Origin of the sequence: Pseudomonas sp. Q12-87 (assembly GCF_001269755.1) — a bacterium.
GTDB classification, from domain to species: Bacteria; Pseudomonadota; Gammaproteobacteria; order Pseudomonadales; family Pseudomonadaceae; genus Aquipseudomonas; species Aquipseudomonas fluorescens_S.
This window is the reverse complement of the sequence record NZ_LHVI01000032.1, coordinates 1-20,961: the sequence shown is the minus strand read 5'-3', so window position 1 is coordinate 20,961 and position 20,961 is coordinate 1. Positions and strand designations below refer to the sequence as shown.

The 20,961-nt window shown below is 61.4% G+C and carries 20 protein-coding genes; 13 read left to right on the top strand and 7 right to left on the bottom strand.

Going from position 1 to position 20,961, the window contains the following annotated elements; genetic code table 11:
* Positions 1-99 precede the first annotated feature (99 nt).
* Complete coding sequence (gene trmA, locus AD663_RS23375) at positions 100-1,179, bottom strand: tRNA (uridine(54)-C5)-methyltransferase TrmA (RefSeq protein ID WP_003185676.1); 1,080 nt, start codon at positions 1,177-1,179, stop codon at positions 100-102.
* Positions 1,176-2,471, bottom strand: coding sequence for an NCS2 family permease (locus tag AD663_RS23370; RefSeq protein WP_003185674.1), 1,296 nt, complete (start codon positions 2,469-2,471; stop codon positions 1,176-1,178). The genes trmA and AD663_RS23370 overlap by 4 nt, the downstream gene beginning before the upstream one ends.
* 205 nt (positions 2,472-2,676) lie before the next feature.
* Between AD663_RS23370 and AD663_RS23365 the strand changes: the two genes are divergently transcribed.
* The 5 genes from AD663_RS23365 to AD663_RS23345 all read left to right on the top strand — a co-directional run bounded on the left by AD663_RS23365 (position 2,677) and on the right by AD663_RS23345 (position 7,660).
* Positions 2,677-3,132 carry a DUF4879 domain-containing protein gene (locus AD663_RS23365; protein ID WP_053214622.1) on the top strand — a complete coding sequence of 152 codons (456 nt, stop codon included), beginning with the start codon at positions 2,677-2,679 and terminating at the stop codon, positions 3,130-3,132.
* Between the two features lie 66 nt (positions 3,133-3,198).
* A complete protein-coding gene (locus tag AD663_RS23360; RefSeq protein WP_003185669.1) occupies positions 3,199-3,765 on the top strand; it encodes a DJ-1 family glyoxalase III in 567 nt (188 codons plus the stop codon).
* A 171-nt stretch (positions 3,766-3,936) separates the two neighbouring features.
* Positions 3,937-4,461: a (2Fe-2S)-binding protein gene (locus AD663_RS23355; protein ID WP_053214621.1), complete on the top strand. Its 525-nt coding sequence runs from the start codon at positions 3,937-3,939 to the stop codon at positions 4,459-4,461.
* On the top strand, positions 4,458-5,459 hold the full coding sequence (locus tag AD663_RS23350; RefSeq protein WP_053214620.1) for a xanthine dehydrogenase family protein subunit M: 1,002 nt from the start codon (positions 4,458-4,460) through the stop codon (positions 5,457-5,459). Before AD663_RS23355 ends, AD663_RS23350 begins: the two co-directional genes overlap by 4 nt.
* A complete protein-coding gene (locus AD663_RS23345; protein WP_053214619.1) occupies positions 5,459-7,660 on the top strand; it encodes a xanthine dehydrogenase family protein molybdopterin-binding subunit in 2,202 nt (733 codons plus the stop codon). Before AD663_RS23350 ends, AD663_RS23345 begins: the two co-directional genes overlap by 1 nt.
* On the opposite strand, the gene AD663_RS23340 is transcribed toward AD663_RS23345, so the two are convergent.
* Positions 7,657-8,895, bottom strand: coding sequence for an MFS transporter (locus AD663_RS23340; protein WP_003185660.1), 1,239 nt, complete (start codon positions 8,893-8,895; stop codon positions 7,657-7,659). The genes AD663_RS23345 and AD663_RS23340 overlap by 4 nt on opposite strands.
* Positions 8,896-9,390: 495 nt before the next feature.
* Here AD663_RS23340 and AD663_RS23335 point away from each other — a divergent pair, with 495 nt between their 5' ends.
* From AD663_RS23335 to AD663_RS28670, 3 genes are read left to right on the top strand one after another with little or no spacing between them, the layout of a single operon-like run.
* A complete protein-coding gene (locus AD663_RS23335) occupies positions 9,391-10,830 on the top strand; it encodes a cytochrome ubiquinol oxidase subunit I (RefSeq protein ID WP_003185657.1) in 1,440 nt (479 codons plus the stop codon).
* Positions 10,831-10,833: 3 nt separating this feature from the next.
* Entirely contained in the window at positions 10,834-11,841 is a 1,008-nt protein-coding gene (cydB, locus tag AD663_RS23330; RefSeq protein WP_003185655.1) for a cytochrome d ubiquinol oxidase subunit II, read from the top strand.
* A gap of 21 nt (positions 11,842-11,862) precedes the next feature.
* Positions 11,863-12,027 carry a DUF2474 domain-containing protein gene (locus tag AD663_RS28670; protein ID WP_003185653.1) on the top strand — a complete coding sequence of 55 codons (165 nt, stop codon included), beginning with the start codon at positions 11,863-11,865 and terminating at the stop codon, positions 12,025-12,027.
* 71 nt (positions 12,028-12,098) lie between these two features.
* Here the strand turns inward: AD663_RS28670 and AD663_RS23325 are convergent, their stop codons facing one another.
* Both AD663_RS23325 and AD663_RS23320 read right to left on the bottom strand, forming a co-directional pair.
* Complete coding sequence (locus tag AD663_RS23325; protein WP_003185652.1) at positions 12,099-13,223, bottom strand: methyltransferase; 1,125 nt, start codon at positions 13,221-13,223, stop codon at positions 12,099-12,101.
* Positions 13,224-13,405: 182 nt separating this feature from the next.
* Positions 13,406-14,146 carry an autoinducer binding domain-containing protein gene (locus AD663_RS23320; protein ID WP_172680634.1) on the bottom strand — a complete coding sequence of 247 codons (741 nt, stop codon included), beginning with the start codon at positions 14,144-14,146 and terminating at the stop codon, positions 13,406-13,408.
* 265 nt (positions 14,147-14,411) lie between these two features.
* On the opposite strand from AD663_RS23320, the gene AD663_RS23315 reads away from it, so the two are divergent.
* A complete protein-coding gene (locus tag AD663_RS23315; RefSeq protein WP_053214618.1) occupies positions 14,412-15,188 on the top strand; it encodes a ferredoxin--NADP reductase in 777 nt (258 codons plus the stop codon).
* Between the two features lie 42 nt (positions 15,189-15,230).
* On the opposite strand, the gene mscL is transcribed toward AD663_RS23315, so the two are convergent.
* A complete protein-coding gene (gene mscL, locus AD663_RS23310; protein ID WP_003185647.1) occupies positions 15,231-15,644 on the bottom strand; it encodes a large-conductance mechanosensitive channel protein MscL in 414 nt (137 codons plus the stop codon).
* Between the two features lie 283 nt (positions 15,645-15,927).
* Between mscL and katB the strand changes: the two genes are divergently transcribed.
* The 3 genes from katB to radA all read left to right on the top strand — a co-directional run bounded on the left by katB (position 15,928) and on the right by radA (position 19,542).
* Positions 15,928-17,469 carry a catalase KatB gene (katB, locus tag AD663_RS23305; protein WP_003185646.1) on the top strand — a complete coding sequence of 514 codons (1,542 nt, stop codon included), beginning with the start codon at positions 15,928-15,930 and terminating at the stop codon, positions 17,467-17,469.
* Between the two features lie 113 nt (positions 17,470-17,582).
* Positions 17,583-18,131 (top strand): ankyrin repeat domain-containing protein, encoded by a 549-nt coding sequence (locus tag AD663_RS23300; RefSeq protein WP_053214617.1) that lies wholly within the window; start codon positions 17,583-17,585, stop codon positions 18,129-18,131.
* Between the two features lie 43 nt (positions 18,132-18,174).
* The gene (gene radA / locus AD663_RS23295) at positions 18,175-19,542 is read left to right on the top strand and encodes a DNA repair protein RadA (RefSeq protein WP_003185644.1); all 1,368 of its coding nucleotides are present in this window, start codon (positions 18,175-18,177) and stop codon (positions 19,540-19,542) included.
* Between the two features lie 46 nt (positions 19,543-19,588).
* Here radA and AD663_RS23290 read toward each other — a convergent pair whose 3' ends face one another.
* On the bottom strand, positions 19,589-19,945 hold the full coding sequence (locus tag AD663_RS23290) for a PilZ domain-containing protein (RefSeq protein ID WP_003185643.1): 357 nt from the start codon (positions 19,943-19,945) through the stop codon (positions 19,589-19,591).
* Between the two features lie 158 nt (positions 19,946-20,103).
* Here AD663_RS23290 and AD663_RS23285 point away from each other — a divergent pair.
* On the top strand, positions 20,104-20,961 hold an 858-nt coding region (locus tag AD663_RS23285; protein ID WP_305728867.1), incomplete at its 3' end, for a carbon starvation CstA family protein.

Sequence of the window (20,961 nt, the reverse complement as noted above, 5' to 3'; positions counted from 1 at the left end):
TGGCGAGGGAGCTTGCTCCCGCTCGGTTGCGCAGCAACCGCAAAAAGCTTGGGGCTGCGCAGCCCAGCGGGAGCAAGCTCCCTCGCCACGGGGCTCGGCTTACCGCCGGGTCAGCAGCACGCCGGATTCCATGTGATGGGTCCAGGGGAATTGATCGAACAGCGCGCACCGCGTAATGCGGTGAGTGTCGTGCAATTGCGCGATGTTCGCGGCGAGGGTTTCAGGGTTGCAGGAGATGTACAGGATATTGTCGAAGCGCCGGGTCAGTTCGCACGTGTCCGGGTCCATGCCGGCGCGGGGCGGGTCGACGAAGACGCTGCCGAACTCATAGCTTTTCAGATCGATGCCATGCAAGCGCCGGAACGGCCGGACCTCGTTCAGGGCTTCGGTCAGTTCTTCGGCCGACAGGCGCACCAGCGTCACGTTATCCACAGCGTTTTCGCTGAGGTTGTTCAATGCGGCGTTCACCGAAGTCTTGCTGATTTCGGTCGCCAGCACTTTGCGCACCCGGGTGGCCAAGGGCAGGGTGAAATTACCGTTGCCGCAGTAAAGCTCCAGCAGATCGTCGCTGCGATCGCCCAGGGCTTCATAGGCCCAGTTGAGCATCTTCTGGTTCACCGTGCCGTTGGGCTGGGTGAATGCGCCTTCCGGTTGGCGATAGCTGAACGTGCGGCCGCCGACGTCGAGCTTCTCCACCACGTAGTCATGGCCGATCACTTCACGTTTGCCCTTGGAGCGTCCGATGATGCTGACGCCCAGGTCGCTCGCCAGTTTGGACGCCGCAGCGTGCCAATGTTCATCCAGCGGACGGTGGTAGCACAGGGTGATCATCGCGTCGCCGGCCAGGGTGGTCAGGAATTCCACCTGGAACAGCTTGTGGCTCAGTGGCGCGCTGGCCTGCCATGCCGCCTTGAGCTGCGGCATCAATTGGTTGATGCGCAGGCTGGCGATAGGGAATTGCTCGATGAGGATCGGCGTGCGCTTGTCGTCCTGGGAGAACATCGCGTAGTGCCGCTCGCCGGCTTCGCGCCACAGGCGGAATTCGGCGCGCAGGCGGAAATTCTCCAGTGGCGAGTCGAACACCGCAGGTTCCGGTGCCTCGAACGGGGCCAGCAGGTCACGCAAACGGGTGACCTTGTCCTGGAGCTGAGTGGCGTAGGCCTGGGAATCAAAAGTCATGCGTTGAACCAACCCAACTTGATCACGAACAGGATCGACAGGATGACCAGCGCCGGGTTCAGCTCACGGCCACGGCCGGACACCAGCTTGATGGCGGTCCAGGCGATGAAACCGAAGGCGATGCCATTGGCGATGGAATAAGTGAATGGCATTGCCAGGGCGGTAATCACCACTGGCGCGGCGACGGTGATGTCGTCCCAGTCGATTTCCGCCAGGCCCGAGGTCATCAGCACGGCGACGAACAGCAGCGCCGGCGCGGTGGCGAAGGGCGGGACGCTGGCGGCCAGTGGCGAGAAAAACAGCGCCAGCAGGAACAGGATCGCCACCACGATGGCGGTCAGGCCAGTGCGGCCGCCGGCGCTGACGCCCGCCGCCGATTCAATGTAGCTGGTAGTGGTGGAGGTGCCCAACAGCGAACCGGCCATGGCGGCGGTGCTGTCGGCGATCAGCGCACGGCCCATCTTCGGCATGTGGCCGTCCTTGCCCATCAACCCGGCGCGCTTGGCGACGCCAATCAACGTGCCTGAGTTATCGAACAGGTCGACGAACAGGAACGCGAAGATCACGCTCACCAGACCGATGTCCAGGGCGCCCTTGATGTCCAGTTGCAAGAACGTCGGGGCCAGGGACGGCGGCGCGGACATGATGCCGCCGAACGGGGTGAAGCCCATCAGGATCGAGACGACGGTGACCGTCAGGATGCCGATCAGCACTGCGCCGCGCACTTTCAAGGCTTCAAGGGCGACGATCAGGACGAAACCAAGGGTCGCGAGGATCGGCGCCGGTTGCTTCAGGTCGCCGAGGCCGACCATCGTCGCCGGGTTTTTCACGACGATGCCGGCGTTGCTCAGGGCGATCAGCGCCAGGAACAGGCCGATACCGGCAGCGATGGCCGAGCGCAGGGGCAGCGGGATGCTGTTGATGATCCATTCACGGATGCGAAAGATCGACAGCAGGAAGAACAGCACGGCGGAAATGAACACCGCACCCAGGGCCACTTGCCAGGTATGGCCCATGTGCAGGACCACGGTGTAGGTGAAAAAGGCGTTCAGGCCCATGCCCGGCGCAAGGGCGATCGGATAGTTGGCGATCAGGCCCATCACCGTGGAACCGATGGCGGCGGCCAGGCAAGTGGCGACGAACACTGCGCCCTTGTCCATTCCGGTTTCGCCGAGGATGCTCGGGTTGACGAACAGGATGTAGGCCATGGCCAGGAAGGTCGTGATGCCCGCCAGGATCTCGGTCCGCACGTTGGTGTTGTGTGCCTTGAGTTGAAACAGCCTTTCCAGCATGTCTGCTCCCCGTGGCGCCCGGAGCGCCGTGAATGTATCGACCTCAAACAGCAAAGCACAGGTCGCCAGCGGCGCCCGGGATTTTTCTGCGGGTCGGAAAAAGCCGCGCATCATACCAGCAGCTTGGCGTTGTGGCTGCGATCGTCGTCGATGTTTTGCCGATGCGCCAAGTGGGCCATACTGCGCGCGGTTCCGGGAGGTCTCAATGTATCGTGTGAATGAAAAACTGCTGGCGGCGTTCGGTTGTGCCTTGGCTCTGGGGTGGCCCTGGCAGGCCGTCAAAGCCGCCTCGGCGCCGCCCCTGAGCGAGGTCAAGGTACTCAAGGTCGAGTCGCCGGCCTGTGGCTTCGAGGACATTACCCCGGGGCAGGCGCAGACCCGTTGCGATCACAGTGGCCCGAATATCAAGGTCTACGTGCTGGAGGTCGGCTATGGCCGCCAGCCCGTGGTCACCCTGGACGGCTTTGAAGTCGACGGCACCCGCTCGCCGGTGTGTGCCTTCGATAACGGCAATCTCAACGATTGTTCCGTCAGGACCAAAGTCGTCGGTTATTTGTACACCTTCGACCTGAAGGGCAAGCAGGAAGGCACGTTCAGCTTCAGTAACGTCTCGATCAATGCTCCTGGCAATCGAATGTCGGCCCAGCTGTACATCAAGTGAGCCGCCGGGCCCACGCGACCCGGCAAAGCTGACTAGTCTTTAGGGATCACCCAGCGGAGAGCGCCCATGATTCCTGGAACCAAGATCCCCAGAGCCCTGATTGCCGTCGCCGAAGGTGTCGATGATTTGCAAACGGTGACGCTGATCGACGTGCTGCGCCGCGCCCAGGTCGAAGTGGTGGTGGCGAGCATCGAAGGCCGGCGGATGCTCACCTGCGCCCGCGGTACGCGCCTGACCGCCGATGGCATGTTGGTGGACGTGCTGGTGCAGGACTTCGACCTGATCGCCCTGCCCGGCGGCATCATCGGCGTTCAGCACCTGGCGGCTCATCAGCCACTGCAACAATTGGTCAAGAACCAGGCCGCCACCGGACGTTTCTTCGCCGCCATCGCCGAAGCCCCGGCCGTGGCGCTGCTGGCTTTCGGCGTGTTGCGCCAGCGGCGCATGACCTGCCTCCCCGCGGTGAGCCAACAATTGTCCGGTTGCAATTTCGTCGACCAGCCTGTGGTGGTGGATGGCAATTGCATCACCGCCCAAGGCTCGGCCGCCGCCCTGGCGTTCGCCTTGGCGCTGGTGGAGCAGCTCTGTGGCAAGGGCGTCAGGAGCGTGGTGGCGGCAGAATTGCTGGCCTGATACGCGGCACCGGCCCGTGGCGAGGGAGCTTGCTCCCGCTGGGTTGCGCAGCAGGCGCTGGCATTTTTTCATCGCTAAATTGCCTTGAACGCTCACCCCCACCTGAAGTCGTACCCCTTATGACGGCGGTTTCCCAAAACGCCGCGAGTACGACCAACCGTGAGGTGTTCCATGAGCGCGACCCTGTCCGAAGCGACGCAGGCGGCCTTCGCCCGTCATCCGATCCGTCTGATACTCAATGGTCAGTCGCGTGAATTGCACGTGCTGCCCTGGACCACGCTGCTGGATCTGCTGCGCGAACAACTGGACCTGGTAGGCAGCAAGAAAGGCTGTGACCACGGCCAATGCGGCGCCTGCACGGTGCTGCGCGACGGCAAACGGATCAATGCCTGCCTGACCCTGGCGGTGATGTGCGATGGCGCCGAATTGACCACCGTGGAAGGCTTGGCCGACGGCGACCAACTGCATCCCATGCAACAGGCTTTCATCAAGCACGACGCGTTCCAGTGTGGTTATTGCACGCCCGGGCAGATCTGTTCGGCAGTCGGGTTGGCCAACGAGGGCAGGGCGCAAACCCCAGGCGAGATCAGTGAGCTGATGAGCGGCAACCTGTGCCGCTGCGGTGCCTATACCAACATTCGTGACGCCATCGAAGAAGCCCTGCCACGTTGCCAGCAGTCGGGAGGCGATCAATGAACCCGTTCCAGTACAGCAAGCCCGACACTGTTCAGGCGGCCATCGACCTGTCGAGCCCGGTTTCGCGCTTCATTGCCGGCGGCACCAACCTATTGGACTTGATGAAGGAAAACCTCACCCGCCCCGAGCACCTGATCGATATCACCGGGTTGCCCTTGGCGGATCTCAGCGAAACGCCTTCCGGCGGAGTCATGATCGGTGCCTTGGTCAGCAATGCCGATCTGGCCTGGCATCCCTGGATCGAGCGCCGTTATCCGCTGCTGTCCCAAGCGATCCTGGCCGGTGCCTCGCCACAGTTGCGCAACATGGCCAGCACCGGCGGCAACCTGCTGCAACGTACCCGCTGTTATTACTTCTATGACGCCAGCGTGCCGTGCAACAAGCGCCGGCCGGGCAGCGGATGCCCGGCCCGGGACGGCTTGAACCGGATCCACGCGATTTTCGGCGCCAGTGATCAATGTGTCGCGACCCATCCCTCGGACATGTGCGTGGCCCTGGCCGCCCTGGAAGCGGTGGTCCACGTGTTGGGCCGGGGCGGAGCGCGGACCATCGAATTCGCCGATTTTCATCGACTGCCCGGTGATGCCCCGGAGCGGGATAATCAACTGGCCGATGATGAGTTGGTCACCGCCATTGAGCTACCGGCGCCCGGTTTCGCCGAGCATAGCCACTACCTGAAAATTCGCGACCGCGCCTCCTACGCCTTTGCGCTGGTGTCGGTGGCGGCGGCGCTGGAGCTGGATGGGCCGGTGATCCGCCAGGCGCGCCTGGCCTTGGGCGGCGTGGCCCACAAACCCTGGCGCGACCGGGCGGTGGAGAGCTGGCTGGCCGGCCAGACCGTCAGCCGCGAAACCTTCACGGCTGCCGCCGATGCGCTGCTGCAGAATGCCGAGCCGCTGGAGCACAACGGCTTCAAGATCAAACTGGCGCGCCGGGCCATCGTCCGGGCCTTGGGCGATGCCGCGCTGGGTACCGCACCGCAGGGAGGGCAAGCCTGATGAATGCTTCGAGCAAAACCATAGGGCAACCACTCGACCGGGTCGATGGCTTGCTCAAGGTGACGGGCCAGGCCCGTTATGCCGCTGAATACCCTGAGGATGGCCTGCTGCATGGCAGCGTCGTGTCGGGCGCGATTGCCCGTGGCCGGGTGTTGCGTATCGATGCTTCCCGAGCCTTGGCGCTGCCCGGCGTGGTCGCGGTGATCGACCACACCAACCGCCCGAGGATCGCCAGCTACGACGAACCCTATCAGGATGCCGACGCGGCAGAAGGTTCGCCGTTCCGACCGTTGTACAACGACCGGATCCTGTACAGCGGCCAACCGTTGGCCTTGGTGGTGGCGGAAAATCTGGAACTGGCTCGCTACGCCGGTTCACTCATCGAGATCGAATATGACATCCAGGGCCATCAGACCGATCTGAAAACCCTGCAAAACGAAGCCCATCCTGCACCGGCCGAACTGCCCAAACCCCGTGGGAATTTTCAGGGTGAATACGCCAGCGCAGCGCTCAGCGTGGACGTGTCCTACAGCACACCGGTGGAACACCACAACCCGATGGAGCCTCATGCTTCAACAGTGCTGTATCAACCCGACGGCAGCCTGCACATCCACGACAAGACCCAAGGCACGCAAAACTGCCAAGCCTATGTGCAAGAAGTGTTCGGGCTGGAAAAAGAGCAGGTGCGAGTGTTCGCCGCTTTTGTCGGCGGCGCCTTCGGTTCCGGGCTGCGCCCTCAATATCAATTGCCCTTGGCGGTGATGGCGGCCCTGGCCCTCAAGCGCTCCGTGCGGGTCAGCCTGACGCGCCAGCAGATGTTTACCTTTGGCTATCGCCCGCGCACCATCCAGCACCTGCAACTGGGGGCCGCAGCCAATGGGCGCCTGCTGGCCGTGGCGCACACCGCCATCGGCCAGACCTCGAGCTTCGAGGACTTCACCGAGCACGTGGTGGAATGGAGTGGCATGCTTTATCACTGCGATAACGTGACCTTGACCTACAAACTGGTGCCGCTGGACGTCTATACGCCGCTGGACATGCGCGCGCCCGGCGCCGCCCTGGGGTTGATCGGCCTGGAATGCGCCTTGGATGAGCTGGCCTGTGCCCTGGCGATCGATCCGGTGCAGTTGCGGTTGCTCAACTACGCCGAGCGCAACGAGAACGAAGGCAAGCCGTATTCCAGCAAGGAATTACGCGAGTGTTACGCCCAAGGCGCTCGCCGTTTTGGTTGGGACAAGCGCAACCCCGAGCCGCGCAGCATGCGCGAAGGCCGGCAACTGGTGGGCTGGGGCATGGCCGGCGGTGTGTGGGAAGCCATGCAGCAAAAGGCCAGTGCCCGAGCCTCGTTGGGATCGGACGGCCAGTTGACCGTCAGCAGCGCCACCACCGACATCGGCACAGGCACCTACACGGTCATGACCCAGATCGCCGCCGAGGCGTCAGGCATTTCCCTGGACGACGTCACCTTTGTCCTCGGGGATTCATCATTGCCTACCGCACCGCTGCAAGGCGGTTCGTTCACCGTCTCGTCTGTCGGCACTGCCGTGCAAAAGGCTTGTGAAGCGCTGAACGAAAAACTGCTGGCCGTGGCCCGGCAGACCTGCCCGGCCTTCAGCGGTGCGACCCTTGAACAAGTCACTTTCGCCGACGGCCAACTGCGGCTCGGCGAGGCGACTGTTGCCCTGGCCGAGTTAGCACAGAAAAGTGGCGAGACGCCGTTGCAGGCCCAGGTCACCACCGGGCCGGACGAAAAACGCCAAGCCTATGCCACCGCCACTCATTCAGCCGTGTTCGTCGAGGTGTTGGTGGATGAAGACCTGGGGACGGTGAAGGTCAATCGGGTGGTCAGCGCCATCGCCGCCGGGCGAGTGATCAACCCGAAGACCGCACGGAGCCAGATCCTGGGCGGCGTGGTCTGGGGCGTCGGCATGGCCCTGCACGAGGAAACCCTGACCGACCACGTCCTGGGCCGCCACATGAATCACAACCTGGCCGAGTACCATGTGCCGGTCAACGCCGACATCGGCGACATCGAGGTGATTTTTGTCGAGGAGCATGACGAAGTCGTCAACGCGCTCGGTTCCAAGGGCGTCGGTGAAATTGGCATTGTCGGGGTGCCGGCGGCGGTGGCGAATGCGATTTATCATGCCACCGGCAAACGGGTGCGGGACTTTCCCATCACCCTGGACAAGTTGCTTTAGGCTTTCGCTTCCTCGGCCGGTTCGTGCATTCGGTCGCGGCTGGCCAGGGTCGGGAACAGTTTGATCCAGGTCCCGGTCACCAGCAGCGTGCCGACGCCGCCCATGACCACCGCCGGCACGGTGCCGAACCAGTGCGCAGTGAGGCCGGATTCGAACTCGCCGAGCTGGTTCGATGCGCCGATGAACAACCCGTTCACCGCGCTGACCCGACCGCGCATTTCATCCGGCGTCTCCAACTGCACGAAAGAGGCGCGGATGACCATGCTGATCATGTCCGCCGCGCCCAGCACCACCAGCACCGCCAAGGAAAACCAGAACGAGGTGGAGAGGCCGAACGCAATGGTGGCGACGCCGAACACACCGACCGCGGTGAACATCACCCGGCCCACGTTGCGCTCCACGGCAAACCGCGCCAGCCACAGCGACATCAGCAAGGCCCCGACCGCTGGCGCCGAGCGCAATAGGCCCAGCCCCCACGGACCGGTGAGCAGGATGTCCTTGGCGAACACCGGCAGCAGTGCCGTGGCGCCGCCCAGCAGCACGGCGAACAGGTCCAGGGAAATCGCCCCGAGAATGTCCGGGCGGCTGCGGATGAAGCGAATCCCGGCGAGCAACGAGTCCAACGTCGCCTTGCCTTTGTTCAGCGGCGTCTGCCGGGCGGGAAGGTTGAGCATCAAGCAGCAAGCGATGATGTAGAGCAGTACCGTCGGGCCGTAGACCCAGACGCTGCCGAAGGCATAGAGCAAGCCACCGAGCGCCGGCGCGACGATGGTGGCCGATTGCTGGGCCGATTGCGCGGCGGCTACCGCCCGGGGAAACAGCGCCGCCGGGACGATGCTCGGCAACAACGCCTGAGTGGTGGGCATTTCGAAGGAGCGGGCGGCACCCAGCAGGAAGGCAAGGATAAAGATCATTTCGCGGGTGACATTGTCGGTGGCGCTGCCGATCACCAGCGCCAGGGCAATCATCGCCTGCAATGACTGGCAGATGGCCGCGACTTTGCGGCGGTCATAGCGATCAGCCACATGCCCGGTATGAAGCATGAACAACACGCGAGGGGCGAACTCCACCAACCCCACCAGGCCCAGGTCCAGGACGTTACCGGTCAGTTGATAGAGGTTCCAGCCAATGGCCACGGTGAGCATCTGGAAGCCGCTGGCCGTAAAGATCCTGGCCAGCCAGAAGGCAATGAAGGGACGATGGTGACGGAGCAGCAACGGCGCTTGGCTGGGCATCTATGACGGGTCCGGTGAGGAAGGCGTCGGAGATTATCACCGAGCTGTAACCGGAAATTACGTCTGCCGAAAAAAATAGTTAGCCAAGCATCAATTTCAAACCGGTGCGGGCTCTTGTGGCGAGGGAGCTTGCTCCCGCTGGGCTGCGAAGCGGCCCCCCGACTTTGCGGTCGCTGCGCAACCGAGCGGGAGCAAGCTCCCTCGCCACGGGGTCCGTGTGGGTTTGGAAATCATGACCAGGGTAGGTTTACGGCACTGAGACAACCTGCCACGCGACAAAAGACCACGCCGTCCGTCGGCAATAATGCGACTACTCTTTGAACATTGCTTGATCCAGGTCAATACCCTTGAGTGGGTCGGCCTGGCGGCCATTCGGCCAGAGTCCTGCGTTGTGACGGTTTAAAAAAGAACGATTTGAAAAGCATCGCACTCCATATCCCTGGGGGCTGATGCAAGCCTCGCCCGCAGCCGGTTTTACCTGACAGAGGAAGACTTATGTTCGGTTTGGAGGCGCTCGATCTCGCCCGAATCCAGTTCGCGTTCACGATCTCGTTCCACATCCTGTTCCCGGCCATCACCATTGGCCTGGCGAGTTACCTGGCAGTACTCGAGGGCCTGTGGCTCAAGACGCGCGATGACACCTACCGCGACCTGTACCATTTCTGGTCGAAGATATTCGCCGTCAACTTCGGCATGGGGGTGGTGTCCGGATTGGTCATGGCTTACCAGTTCGGGACCAACTGGAGCCGTTTCTCGGACTTCGCCGGTGCGGTGACCGGGCCGCTGCTGACCTACGAGGTGCTCACGGCGTTCTTCCTCGAAGCGGGTTTTCTCGGTGTGATGCTGTTCGGCTGGAATCGAGTCGGCCGTGGCCTGCATTTCTTTTCCACGGTCATGGTGGCGATCGGCACGCTGATTTCGACCTTCTGGATTCTCTCTTCCAATAGCTGGATGCAAACCCCGCAGGGCTACGAGATCATCGACGGTCGGGTGATACCGGTGGACTGGCTGGCGGTGGTGTTCAACCCTTCGTTCCCTTATCGGCTGATGCACATGTCGGTCGCGGCATTTGTTGCCACGGCGTTCTTCGTCGGTTCGTCGGCGGCCTGGCATCTGTTGCGCGGTCGCGATAATCCGGCTGTGCGCCGCATGCTGTCGATGGCCATGTGGATGGCCTTGTTGGTGGCGCCGATACAGGCGGTCATCGGCGACTTCCATGGTCTTAACACCCTCAAGCATCAACCAGCGAAAATCGCCGCCATCGAAGGTCACTGGGAGAACGTCGGCAACGAACCCACGCCGCTGATCCTGTTCGGCCTGCCGGACATGAAAGAAGAACGGACCAAATTCGCGGTGGAAATTCCCTACCTGGGCAGCTTGATCCTGACTCACTCATTGACCGACCAGGTGCCTGCCCTCAAGGAATTTCCACCTGAAGACCGGCCAAATTCGACCATTGTGTTCTGGTCGTTCCGGGTCATGGTCGGCCTCGGGCTACTGATGATTTTCACCGGCCTGTGCAGTCTCTGGCTGCGCCGAAACGATCGGCTCTACCGATCCCGACCATTCCTGCACCTGGTGCTGTGGATGGGCCCGTCCGGCCTGGTCGCGATCCTGGCCGGCTGGTTCACCACGGAGATCGGCCGCCAGCCCTGGGTCGTCTACGGCTTGATGCGCACCGCCGACGCCTCTTCCGGCCACAGTTTTGCCCAGATGAGCTTCACCCTGGTCATGTTTGTGGTGGTGTATTTCGCGCTGTTCGGTGCTGGCCTCAGCTACATGATGCGTCTGGTGCGCAAAGGGCCGGAGGCCCACGAAGCCGAGCCGACCGGTGGTGGGCCAGGCCAGAAACGCACCCCGGCGCGTCCGCTGTCGGCCGCCAACCAAGGCGACGACGAAGTGGACCACAACGACCGCTCGAACAAGGGGAATTGAATCATGGGTATTGATCTTCCACTGATCTGGGCCGTGGTCATCATCTTCGGCATCATGATGTACGTGATCATGGACGGCTTCGACCTGGGGATCGGCATTCTCTTCCCCTTCGTCAAGGGCGAGCGTGACCGGGACGTGATGATGAACACCGTGGCGCCCGTCTGGGACGGTAACGAAACCTGGCTGGTGCTGGGCGGTGCCGGCCTGTTCGGGGCATTTCCCCTGGCCTATTCGGTGGTGCTTTCGGCGTTGTATCTGCCGCTGATCCTGATGCTGGTCGGTTTGATCTTCCGCGGCGTGGCCTTCGAATTCCGCTTCAAGGCCAAGGCCGAGAAGCGGCATCTGTGGGACAAGGCGTTCATTGGCGGTTCGCTGACGGCAACCTTCTTCCAGGGTGTGGCGCTGGGAGCGTTCATCGACGGCTTCGAGGTGGTCAATCGGCAGTTCGCCGGCGGCTCCCTGGACTGGTTTACGCCGTTCACGATGTTCTGTGGCCTGGCGCTGATCGCGGCCTACGCATTGCTCGGCTGTACCTGGCTGATCATGAAGACCGAAGGCAAGTTGCAAGAGCAGATGCATAACCTGGCCAGGCCGCTGGCGTTCGTGGTGTTGGCGGTGATCGGTATCGTCAGTATCTGGACGCCGCTGGCCCACGCGGATATCGCGGCCCGCTGGTTCACCCTGCCGAATCTGTTCTGGTTCCTGCCGGTGCCGATCCTGGTGTTGGTGACTATGTACGGATTGTTCCGCGCGGTAGCCCGCAACGCCAACTACACACCTTTCATCCTTACCCTGGTGTTGATTTTCCTCGGCTACAGCGGCTTGGGCATCAGCCTGTGGCCGCACATCGTGCCGCCTTCCATCACCATTTGGGACGCAGCGTCACCGCCCCAGAGCCAGGGTTTCATGCTGGTCGGCACGCTGTTCATCATTCCGTTGATCCTGGTGTACACCTTCTGGAGCTACTACGTGTTCCGCGGCAAGGTGACCCATGACGATGGTTACCATTGATTGCGCCGGGAGGTGTTGAGCATGGCCAAGCCTGAATTGAAAGACATCGAAGCCGCCGAAAGAAAACCCCTCTGGCAGCGGCTCGGCTGGCTGGCGCTGATCTGGGCTGGGAGTGTGCTGGCGCTGTTCATCGTCGCGAGCCTGATGCGCATGTTCATGAACGCGGCAGGCCTGACCACCCACTGATTTCCCATCCCGTTGCCTTGCGGCACGGCTTCAACCCTCCGTCAGGAGGGTTTTTTTGAGCGGTGGATAAGTTATTTGCGAGCTTTGAGGATCACGAATTTCGGTGTGGCGGCCACTTGCTCGACGCCGCGGAACAGCCGCGCCAGCTTGCTGTGGTAACCCAGGTGCCGATTGCCGACGATGTACAGCGCGCCGCCTACCACCAGCGCTTCGCGGGCCTGCTGGAACATTCGCCAGGCCAGGAAATCGCCTACTACCTGCTGCTGGTGGAACGGCGGATTACACAGCACCACGTCCAGTGATTGCGCTTCCTGTCCGGCGAGGCCATCGCCTGCGCGCAGGGTCACCTCCCGCTCGCCCAGCGCAGCTCGCCAGTTCTCGGCCGCCGATTGCACGGCCATGTAGGATTCATCCACGAGGGTATAGCGGGCTTCAGGGTTCTGCAGGGCACTGGCGATTGCCAGCACGCCGTTGCCACAACCCAGGTCCGCGACCCGGGCCGTGCCCAGGTTTTTGGGCAGGTGGGGGAGGAATGCACGAGTGCCGATGTCCAGCCCTTCGCGGCAAAACACGTTGGCGTGATTGAGCAATTCGATCCGGGGTTCATCCAGCCAGTATCGGGTGGGGTAGGGCGATACAACGGACGACCTGGGCTCTGGCGTCGCGATCAACAGGCGGGCTTTTTTCACCGCCAGGCAAGCCTGTACAGATCCAATGTAACGCTCCAGCAGCTCTCCGGCCGCCCGGGGCAAATGCTTGATCATGGCGCCCGCGATCACCTGGGCTCCTGGCGCCAGCTGGCCTTGCAGGCGAATCAGTTGTTCTTCCAGCAAGGCGAGGGTTTTCGGGACCTTGATCAGGACGCGGTCGAAGGGGCCGGCCAATGGCTCGCTGGCCGGCAACGTCGGCACCGCATCGAAAGGCCGGCCGTTGCGCACCAGATTCTTGCCGAGCGCCTGCAACGCCAGGAATGAATCACCGCTGCTGATCACCTCCACTTTGCCGGCCAGGCTGGCCGCCAGGGCGCCGAAGCCATCATTGAGTACCAGCACCCGTGTCTGCGCGTCAGGCTGTTGCTCGGCCAGGTACGCGAGCAGGTATTCATCGGCCGCATCGAAGGCTTGCAGCGGTTCGTTCTGCTGTTCGGGTTGGCGGATCAGGTCGAGCTGGGCGAAGGGAGTATCAAGCAGGGGCATGGCTGGGGACTCTGGGGATCGACGGATGTCCCGCTGCCTGGAGGCAGGTTCTGTGCGGGACCGCCTGAATGAACCGCGTCGCGCGTCTAGCGCGTCATCATTCAAGTGGAACCGTAAATGGTACGTTTTTTTGTCGCGCATTACCCGTGGGTTTTTCAGGGCGGCCATGCCGCGTCGTGGGTTCAGATCACGTGGATCTGGGCGGCTTTGGCCACCGCTGAAATTTTATTGCTGGCGTTCAGCTTTCGCATGCAGCTGCAAACATGGAAATTCACCGTGCGCTCGGAAAGACAAAGAATTCTGCCCACTTCCGACGCGGTCTTGCCTTGGGCTGACCACCTCAGCACCTCGATCTCCCTGGGTGACAAGTGGCACTGCTGCTGGTCGGCCGCGGTCTCGGACATTTTCTTGCCGGCCAGGGCATGCAGTTTCTGGCTGGCGAAAATGGCGTAGCCGAGGTTCCCGTAGTGCTCTTCTATATCGATGGGGGAGTGGGTCCGTGCAAGGCTGAACAGGCTGTGATGGACGCCCTTTTCATCATGGACCGCTTGGGTCCAACCATATTTGAGCCCCTGTCGATTCAGCTCGCGCCACAACTTCGGTGCCTGGGCGTAAACATCTTCGTCCCAGAGGATCGGGAGCGGTGATTGATTGCAATGTGCTATTACCGGGTCGTTTGAAGCATAACCGTTTTGTTCATATATCCTGTCCCATCCATAAGGATAATTGTTGAGGTTCACCTTGCTGGCGTGCTTGTCTGGGCTCCCGTGGTAGGCGGCAAATGCGCAATATTCAAATCCCTGATTGTTAAAGAAATTCAAAATCAGACGATAAGCCGTCTGCAGATCTTTTTCACAGGCTAACTTCCTCAGCTGTAAGTCCTTCCACTTGTCCATCGCTCTCTCCTGGGTTGATTCGTCCATGCGGATCCAATCCCTGATGCGAATTTTTAGTGTAGGACTATTCTTGCTTCGTAGTGATTTTTTTTAATCTGCTTACAATGCTGTCCTATCTTGCGAAAGACGCTTTTAGTCAATTTGTTTTTACATGTGCTTAAAGTTGTACAAGTTTGGTAAAGGATATGGGCGGATAAATCAGAGTTGCGATTAAAGTGCCATTACTCGTCTTTGGGTGGTGGCGCCGCTCACTTTGCGGGACACTGTGTTTCTTGTCCCGCTGGAGTGACTCATGACCGACAACGCAGAGAAGTTCACCCGCCAATCGCTCCTCGAAGTCCAGCCACTGACGCCCCATCTGTTTACGTTGCGTACAACCCGGGACCGCGGCTTTCGCTTCAAGGCTGGCCAGTTCGCCCGGCTGGGCGTGGTCAAGGCGGACGGCACCACCGTCTGGCGGGCGTATTCCATGGTGTCTTCGCCGTTCGATGAATATCTCGAGTTCTTTTCCATCGTGGTGCCGGATGGCGAGTTCACCAGCGAACTCAGCCGCCTGCGCCCCGGTGACAGCCTGTTGGTGGATCGGCAGGCGTTTGGCTATCTGACGTTGGACCGTTTCGTGGAGGGCCGGGATTTGTGGCTACTGTCCACGGGAACGGGAATCGCACCGTTTCTTTCGATCCTCCAGGATTTCGAAGCCTGGGAAAAATTCGAGCGGATCATCCTCGTGTACAGCGTACGCGAGGCGCGGGAGCTGGCGTATCAGGAGCTGATTCAGGCGTTGCCCCAGCGCGAGTACTTGGCCGAGTACGCCCACAAGTTTCGCTTCATCGCCACGGTCACCCGTGAGCAGCATCCCGGGGCGCTCAATGGGCGCATTACCACGCTGCTCGAAAATGGCGAGCTGGAGCGGGCGGCCGGAGTAGCGCTGACGCCGGAGCATTCGCGAGTGATGCTGTGCGGCAATCCGCAAATGATTGACGACACCCGCAAGCTGCTCAAGGCCAGGGGCCTGCAACTGAGCCTCAGCCGCCGGCCAGGCCAGGTGGCGGTGGAAAACTACTGGTAGAAAAATGGCGCCCAACGGACGCCATTTTTAACGGTGCATGCGTCAGGGCCGCTCGTTCTGGGCCTTGAGCAGATCGCGGATTTCGCTCAGCAGCAGTTCTTCCTTGCTTGGCACTGGCGGTGCGCTTGGCGCAACGGCTTCTTCGCGCTTGAGGCGGTTGATGGCCTTGACGCCCATGAAGATGGCAAACGCCACGATGATGAAGTCGATGGTGCTCTGGATGAATTTACCGTAGGCCACAACCACGGCAGGCGCATCGCCTTGGGCGGCCTTTAAGGTAATGGCCAGGTTACTGAAATCCACCCCGCCGATCAGCAGGCCGATGGGGGGCATGATCACATCGCCAACAAATGACGAGACGATTTTGCCGAAAGCGGCACCGATGATGATCCCGACGGCCATGTCGACGACATTGCCTTTGACCGCGAAGGCCTTGAACTCGCTTAGCACGCCCATGAGTTATTCCTTGTGGCATTTGAAATGGATAGTTGGCAGTGTAAGCCAGCCCAACGCGTCCTGCTTGAAACCTCTGCTTACAAGCTCCCGTTATCGACCCCGACGAGGGAGGAAAGTTTTCAAAGTGCCATCAATCGCGCGTGATACGCGGTTTCAAGGTGATCCCTTACAACGTTTTCTCTATCAACGCGGTACGGGATTTCTATTTAGGTTTTTCTTCTTCGAACACTAGCCTCTGGATGGCGCACATGGATGCGCTCTATAAAATCAGAGGAACACGCCTATGAACACTTCCCTTGGCTACGGGGCTTTTCGCCACCGCCGCGCTTTTTTCGTGTTGACCGCCAGCCTGTTGTCCTTGTCCGTGCAAGCGGCCACCCTGACCCGGGACAACGGTGCGGCAGTGGGCGACAACCAGAACTCACAAACCGCCGGACCCAACGGCCCGGCCCTGCTTCAAGACGTGCAACTGATCCAGAAGCTCCAGCGTTTCGACCGCGAACGTATCCCCGAGCGCGTGGTGCATGCCCGCGGCACCGGTGCCCATGGCTCGTTCACGGTTTCCGATGACCTGAGCGATCTGACCAAGGCCAAGGTGTTTGCCGCCGGCCAGGTCACGCCAGTGTTCGTGCGTTTTTCCGCCGTGGTGCATGGCAATCATTCCCCGGAAACCCTGCGCGACCCCCGTGGCTTTGCCACGAAGTTTTATACCGCCGACGGCAACTGGGACTTGGTGGGTAACAACTTCCCGACCTTTTTCATTCGCGACGCCATCAAGTTTCCCGACATGGTCCACGCATTCAAACCCGACCCACGGACCAACCTGGACGATGATTCACGGCGTTTCGACTTTTTCTCCCATGTTCCCGAATCGACCCGAACCCTGACCGAGCTGTATTCCAACGCTGGCACGCCGGCCAGTTATCGTGAAATGGACGGTAACGGCGTGCATGCCTATAAGTTGGTTAATGCGAAGGGTGAGATTCATTACGTTAAGTTTCATTGGAAAAGTTTGCAGGGGCTGAAAAATCTCGATCCGAAAGAAGCAGTGAAAGTTCAAGGTCAAGATTACAGCCATATGACCACCGACTTGGTCAGCCATATCAATAAGGGTGACTTTCCCAAGTGGGACTTGTACGTTCAGGTCTTGAACCCACAGGACTTGGCCTCCTTCGACTTCGATCCGCTGGACGCCACCAAAATCTGGCCGGGCGTACCTGAGCGCAAGGTCGGGCAGATGGTCTTGAACCGCAATCCGGCGAACGTCTTCCAGGAAACCGAACAGGTAGCGATGGCGCCGGCCAACCTGGTGCCAGGGATCGAACCCTCCGAGGATCGCCTGTTGCAAGGGCGAGTGTTTTCCTACGCCGATACGCAGATGTATCGCCTGGGCGCCAATGCCCTGCAACTGCCAATCAACGCCCCCAAGGTGGCGGTGAACAACGGTAACCAGGACGGCGCGATGAACCCCGGCAGCACCAGCACCGGCGTGAATTACCAGCCGAGCCGCCTGACGCCACGTGAAGAGGCGCCAGCGGCCCGCTACAGCCAGACTGCGCTGAGCGGCAGTACCCAGCAGGCGAAGATCCAGCGCGAGCAGAACTTCAAGCAGGCCGGCGAGCTGTACCGCTCGTTCAACCAGAAGGAGCGCAATGACCTGATCGACAGTTTTGGCGGGTCGTTGGCGACCACCGATGACGAAAGCAAGCACATCATCCTGTCCTTCCTCTACAAGGCTGACCCTGAGTACGGCACCGGCGTGGCCCGCGTCGCTAAGGGCGATCTGGCCCGGGTCAAGGCACTGGCGGAAAAACTGACCGACTGATGGGTCTGTGGGAGCCGAGCTTGCTCGCGATTCAGACAACTCGGTCTGGCCGCAGCAGTGTGCATCACGAGCAAGTTCGCTCCCAAAGCGTTGAGTCATGAGGAGACGTCACGATGGGAAAATTCTTTTTAACGGTACTTGCGACCTGGTCGGTCAGCGTATTGGCCGATCAGCCAATACCCACCGAGCCGGCGGCGGTACAGGAGCAGCTGCAAACCTATTACTTCGACGCCGCCCGCCGGGGCGATATACCTATGCTCGATACCTTTATCGAGGCCGGTTATTCGCTGGGCACCCAGGACGAAAAGGGTTACACGGCTTTGATCCTGGCCGCTTATCACGGCCATGACGCCGCAGTCGAGCGGCTGCTGGCCGCTGGCGCCGATGCTTGCGCCCAAGACAAGCGCGGCAACACGGCGCTGATGGGCGCGATTTTCAAGGGCGAGGTGCAGATTGCACGGCGTTTGCTCGCGACCGATTGCAGCCCGGACCAGCGCAACGGCGCCGGGCAGACCGCCGCGATGTACGCCGGTTTGTTCAAGCGTGCCGAGTTGCTCGACGCCTTGCGGGCCAAAGGTGCCGACCTGGAGGCGCAAGACCCGTTGGGCAATACGGCGGCCGGCCTGGCCAAGGGTGAAATCAGAATGCCGGCCCCGCAGTGAAGCCTGCCTGGGCTATCATCGCGGTTTTTATCCCGGAGTTCAGATGGCCAAGGCAAAGCGCATGTATGGCTGCACCGAGTGCGGCTCGACCTTTCCCAAATGGGCCGGCCAGTGCAGCGAGTGCGGTGCCTGGAATACCCTGACCGAAACCATGGTGGAAAGCGGCGGTGCGGCCGCGCCTACCGGTCGCACCGGTTGGGCCGGCCAGCAGGCGCAGATCAAGACCCTGGCCGAAGTCAGCGTCGAGGAGATTCCGCGTTTCTCCACCGCATCCGGTGAACTCGACCGGGTACTGGGCGGCGGCCTGGTGGACGGTTCGGTGGTGCTGATCGGCGGCGACCCGGGCATCGGCAAGTCGACCATCCTGCTGCAAACCTTGTGCAACCTTGCCACCCGTATGCCGGCGCTCTACGTCACCGGCGAAGAGTCCCAGCAACAGGTCGCCATGCGAGCCCGGCGCCTGGGACTGCCCCAGGACCAGTTGCGGGTCATGACCGAGACCTGCATCGAAACCATCATTGCCACGGCGCGCCTGGAAAAACCCAAGGTGATGGTGATCGACTCGATCCAGACGATTTTCACCGAGCAACTCCAATCGGCCCCAGGCGGCGTGTCCCAAGTGCGCGAAAGCGCGGCGTTGCTGGTGCGTTATGCCAAGCAGAGCGGCACGGCGATTTTCCTGGTGGGTCACGTCACCAAGGAGGGCGCGCTGGCGGGACCGCGCGTCCTGGAGCACATGGTCGATACCGTGCTGTATTTCGAAGGCGAATCCGACGGTCGCCTGCGTTTGCTGCGGGCTGTGAAGAACCGCTTTGGCGCCGTCAACGAATTGGGTGTGTTCGGCATGACCGACCGGGGCTTGAAAGAGGTCTCGAACCCTTCGGCGATTTTTCTGACGCGTGCCCAGGAAGAAGTACCGGGCAGCGTGGTCATGGCGACGTGGGAAGGCACCCGACCGATGCTGGTGGAAGTGCAAGCGCTGGTCGATGACAGCCACCTGGCGAACCCGCGCCGGGTCACCCTGGGCCTGGATCAGAATCGGCTGGCCATGCTGTTGGCCGTCCTGCATCGGCACGGTGGTATTCCCACGCACGACCAGGACGTTTTCCTTAACGTTGTGGGCGGGGTCAAGGTGCTGGAAACCGCGTCCGACCTCGCCTTGATGGCAGCAGTCATGTCCAGCCTGCGCAATCGGCCTCTGCCCCATGACCTGCTGGTGTTCGGTGAAGTGGGGCTGTCGGGCGAGGTCCGGCCGGTGCCCAGTGGTCAAGAGCGGCTCAAGGAAGCGGCCAAGCATGGCTTCAAGCGCGCCATCGTGCCCAAGGGCAACGCGCCGAAGGAAGCTCCGCCAGGGTTGCAGATCATTGCGGTGACGCGCCTGGAACAGGCGTTGGATGCGTTGTTCGAGTAACTCGCCTTCCCTGTGGTGAGGGAGCAAGTTGCGTCACCACAGGCGGTCAAATCTGGATCAACGCGGCCAATTCTCGTTCCAGCTCGTCATGATCGGCCAGGTTCAGCTCCACCAGCCGGCGCAGGTGGGCGATGGAGTCCAGGTCGATATGCTTGCAGACGAAGCCCAGGTGGCCGTGATCGTCGTGGGTCAAGCGGACCTTCATCTTCACCTCAACTTCGTTGCTCAGGTGAATATCAGCCGTGAACGGTTCTTGGGCGTTGCCCAGCCAGGGCTGGGGTTTTTCGATCAGCAGTCCCTTGAGGGACAGGTCCAGGAGTTTCACCGGCCAGGTGAACGGGCCCTGGGTCAGTTCGGTCTTGGCATGGAATTCGATTCGCACGAAGCGGCGGCGTTCGCTCATTACGCGTTCCCTCTGAAGATTCACTGACTATAGACCCAACTGGCAACACGTCCTCACCGTTCGACCGGTGACAGACCAATGTCGGGTATGGCCTTTGCGCCGGTAAGCGCTAAACTCGGGGTGCTGTCTTTCTTGTCCACCCTGGCCGGAATATAAAAATGAAAAACAATAATAGCCTGCTGCGCCATGTACCTTGGCTAGTGCTGGCCGTCATCGGTGCGTGCGCCCTGGGCGTCGTGGCCTTGCGCCGAGGCGAGGCGATCAACGCCCTCTGGATCGTCGTCGCAGCCGTGGCCATCTACCTGGTCGCCTACCGCTACTACAGCCTCTTCATCGCCAACAACGTGATGCAACTCGATGCGCGCCGGGCCACGCCTGCCGTGCTCAACAACGATGGCCTGGACTACGTCCCGACCAACAAACACATCCTCTTCGGCCACCACTTCGCGGCCATCGCTGGCGCGGGGCCGCTGGTCGGGCCGGTGCTGGCGGCGCAGATGGGCTACCTGCCCGGCACGCTCTGGCTGATCGCCGGCGTGGTGCTGGCCGGTGCGGTGCAGGACTTCATGGTCCTGTTCCTGTCCACCCGCCGCAACGGTCGCTCCCTGGGCGACATGGTGCGCGAGGAAATGGGCCGCATCCCCGGCACCATCGCGCTGTTCGGCTGCTTCTTGATCATGATCATCATCCTCGCGGTGCTGGCGCTGATCGTGGTCAAGGCCCTGGCCGAGAGCCCGTGGGGCATCTTCACGGTGATGGCGACCATCCCGATCGCGATGTTCATGGGCGTCTACATGCGCTACATCCGCCCGGGCCGCATCGGTGAGATCTCGCTGATCGGCGTGCTGTTGCTGCTGGGCTCGATCTGGCTGGGCGGGCAGATTGCCGCCGATCCGGTCTGGGCCAAGGCGTTCTCGTTCACCGGGATCCAGATCACCTGGATGCTGATCGGCTACGGTTTTGTCGCAGCGGTGTTGCCGGTGTGGCTGATCCTGGCGCCGCGGGACTACCTGTCG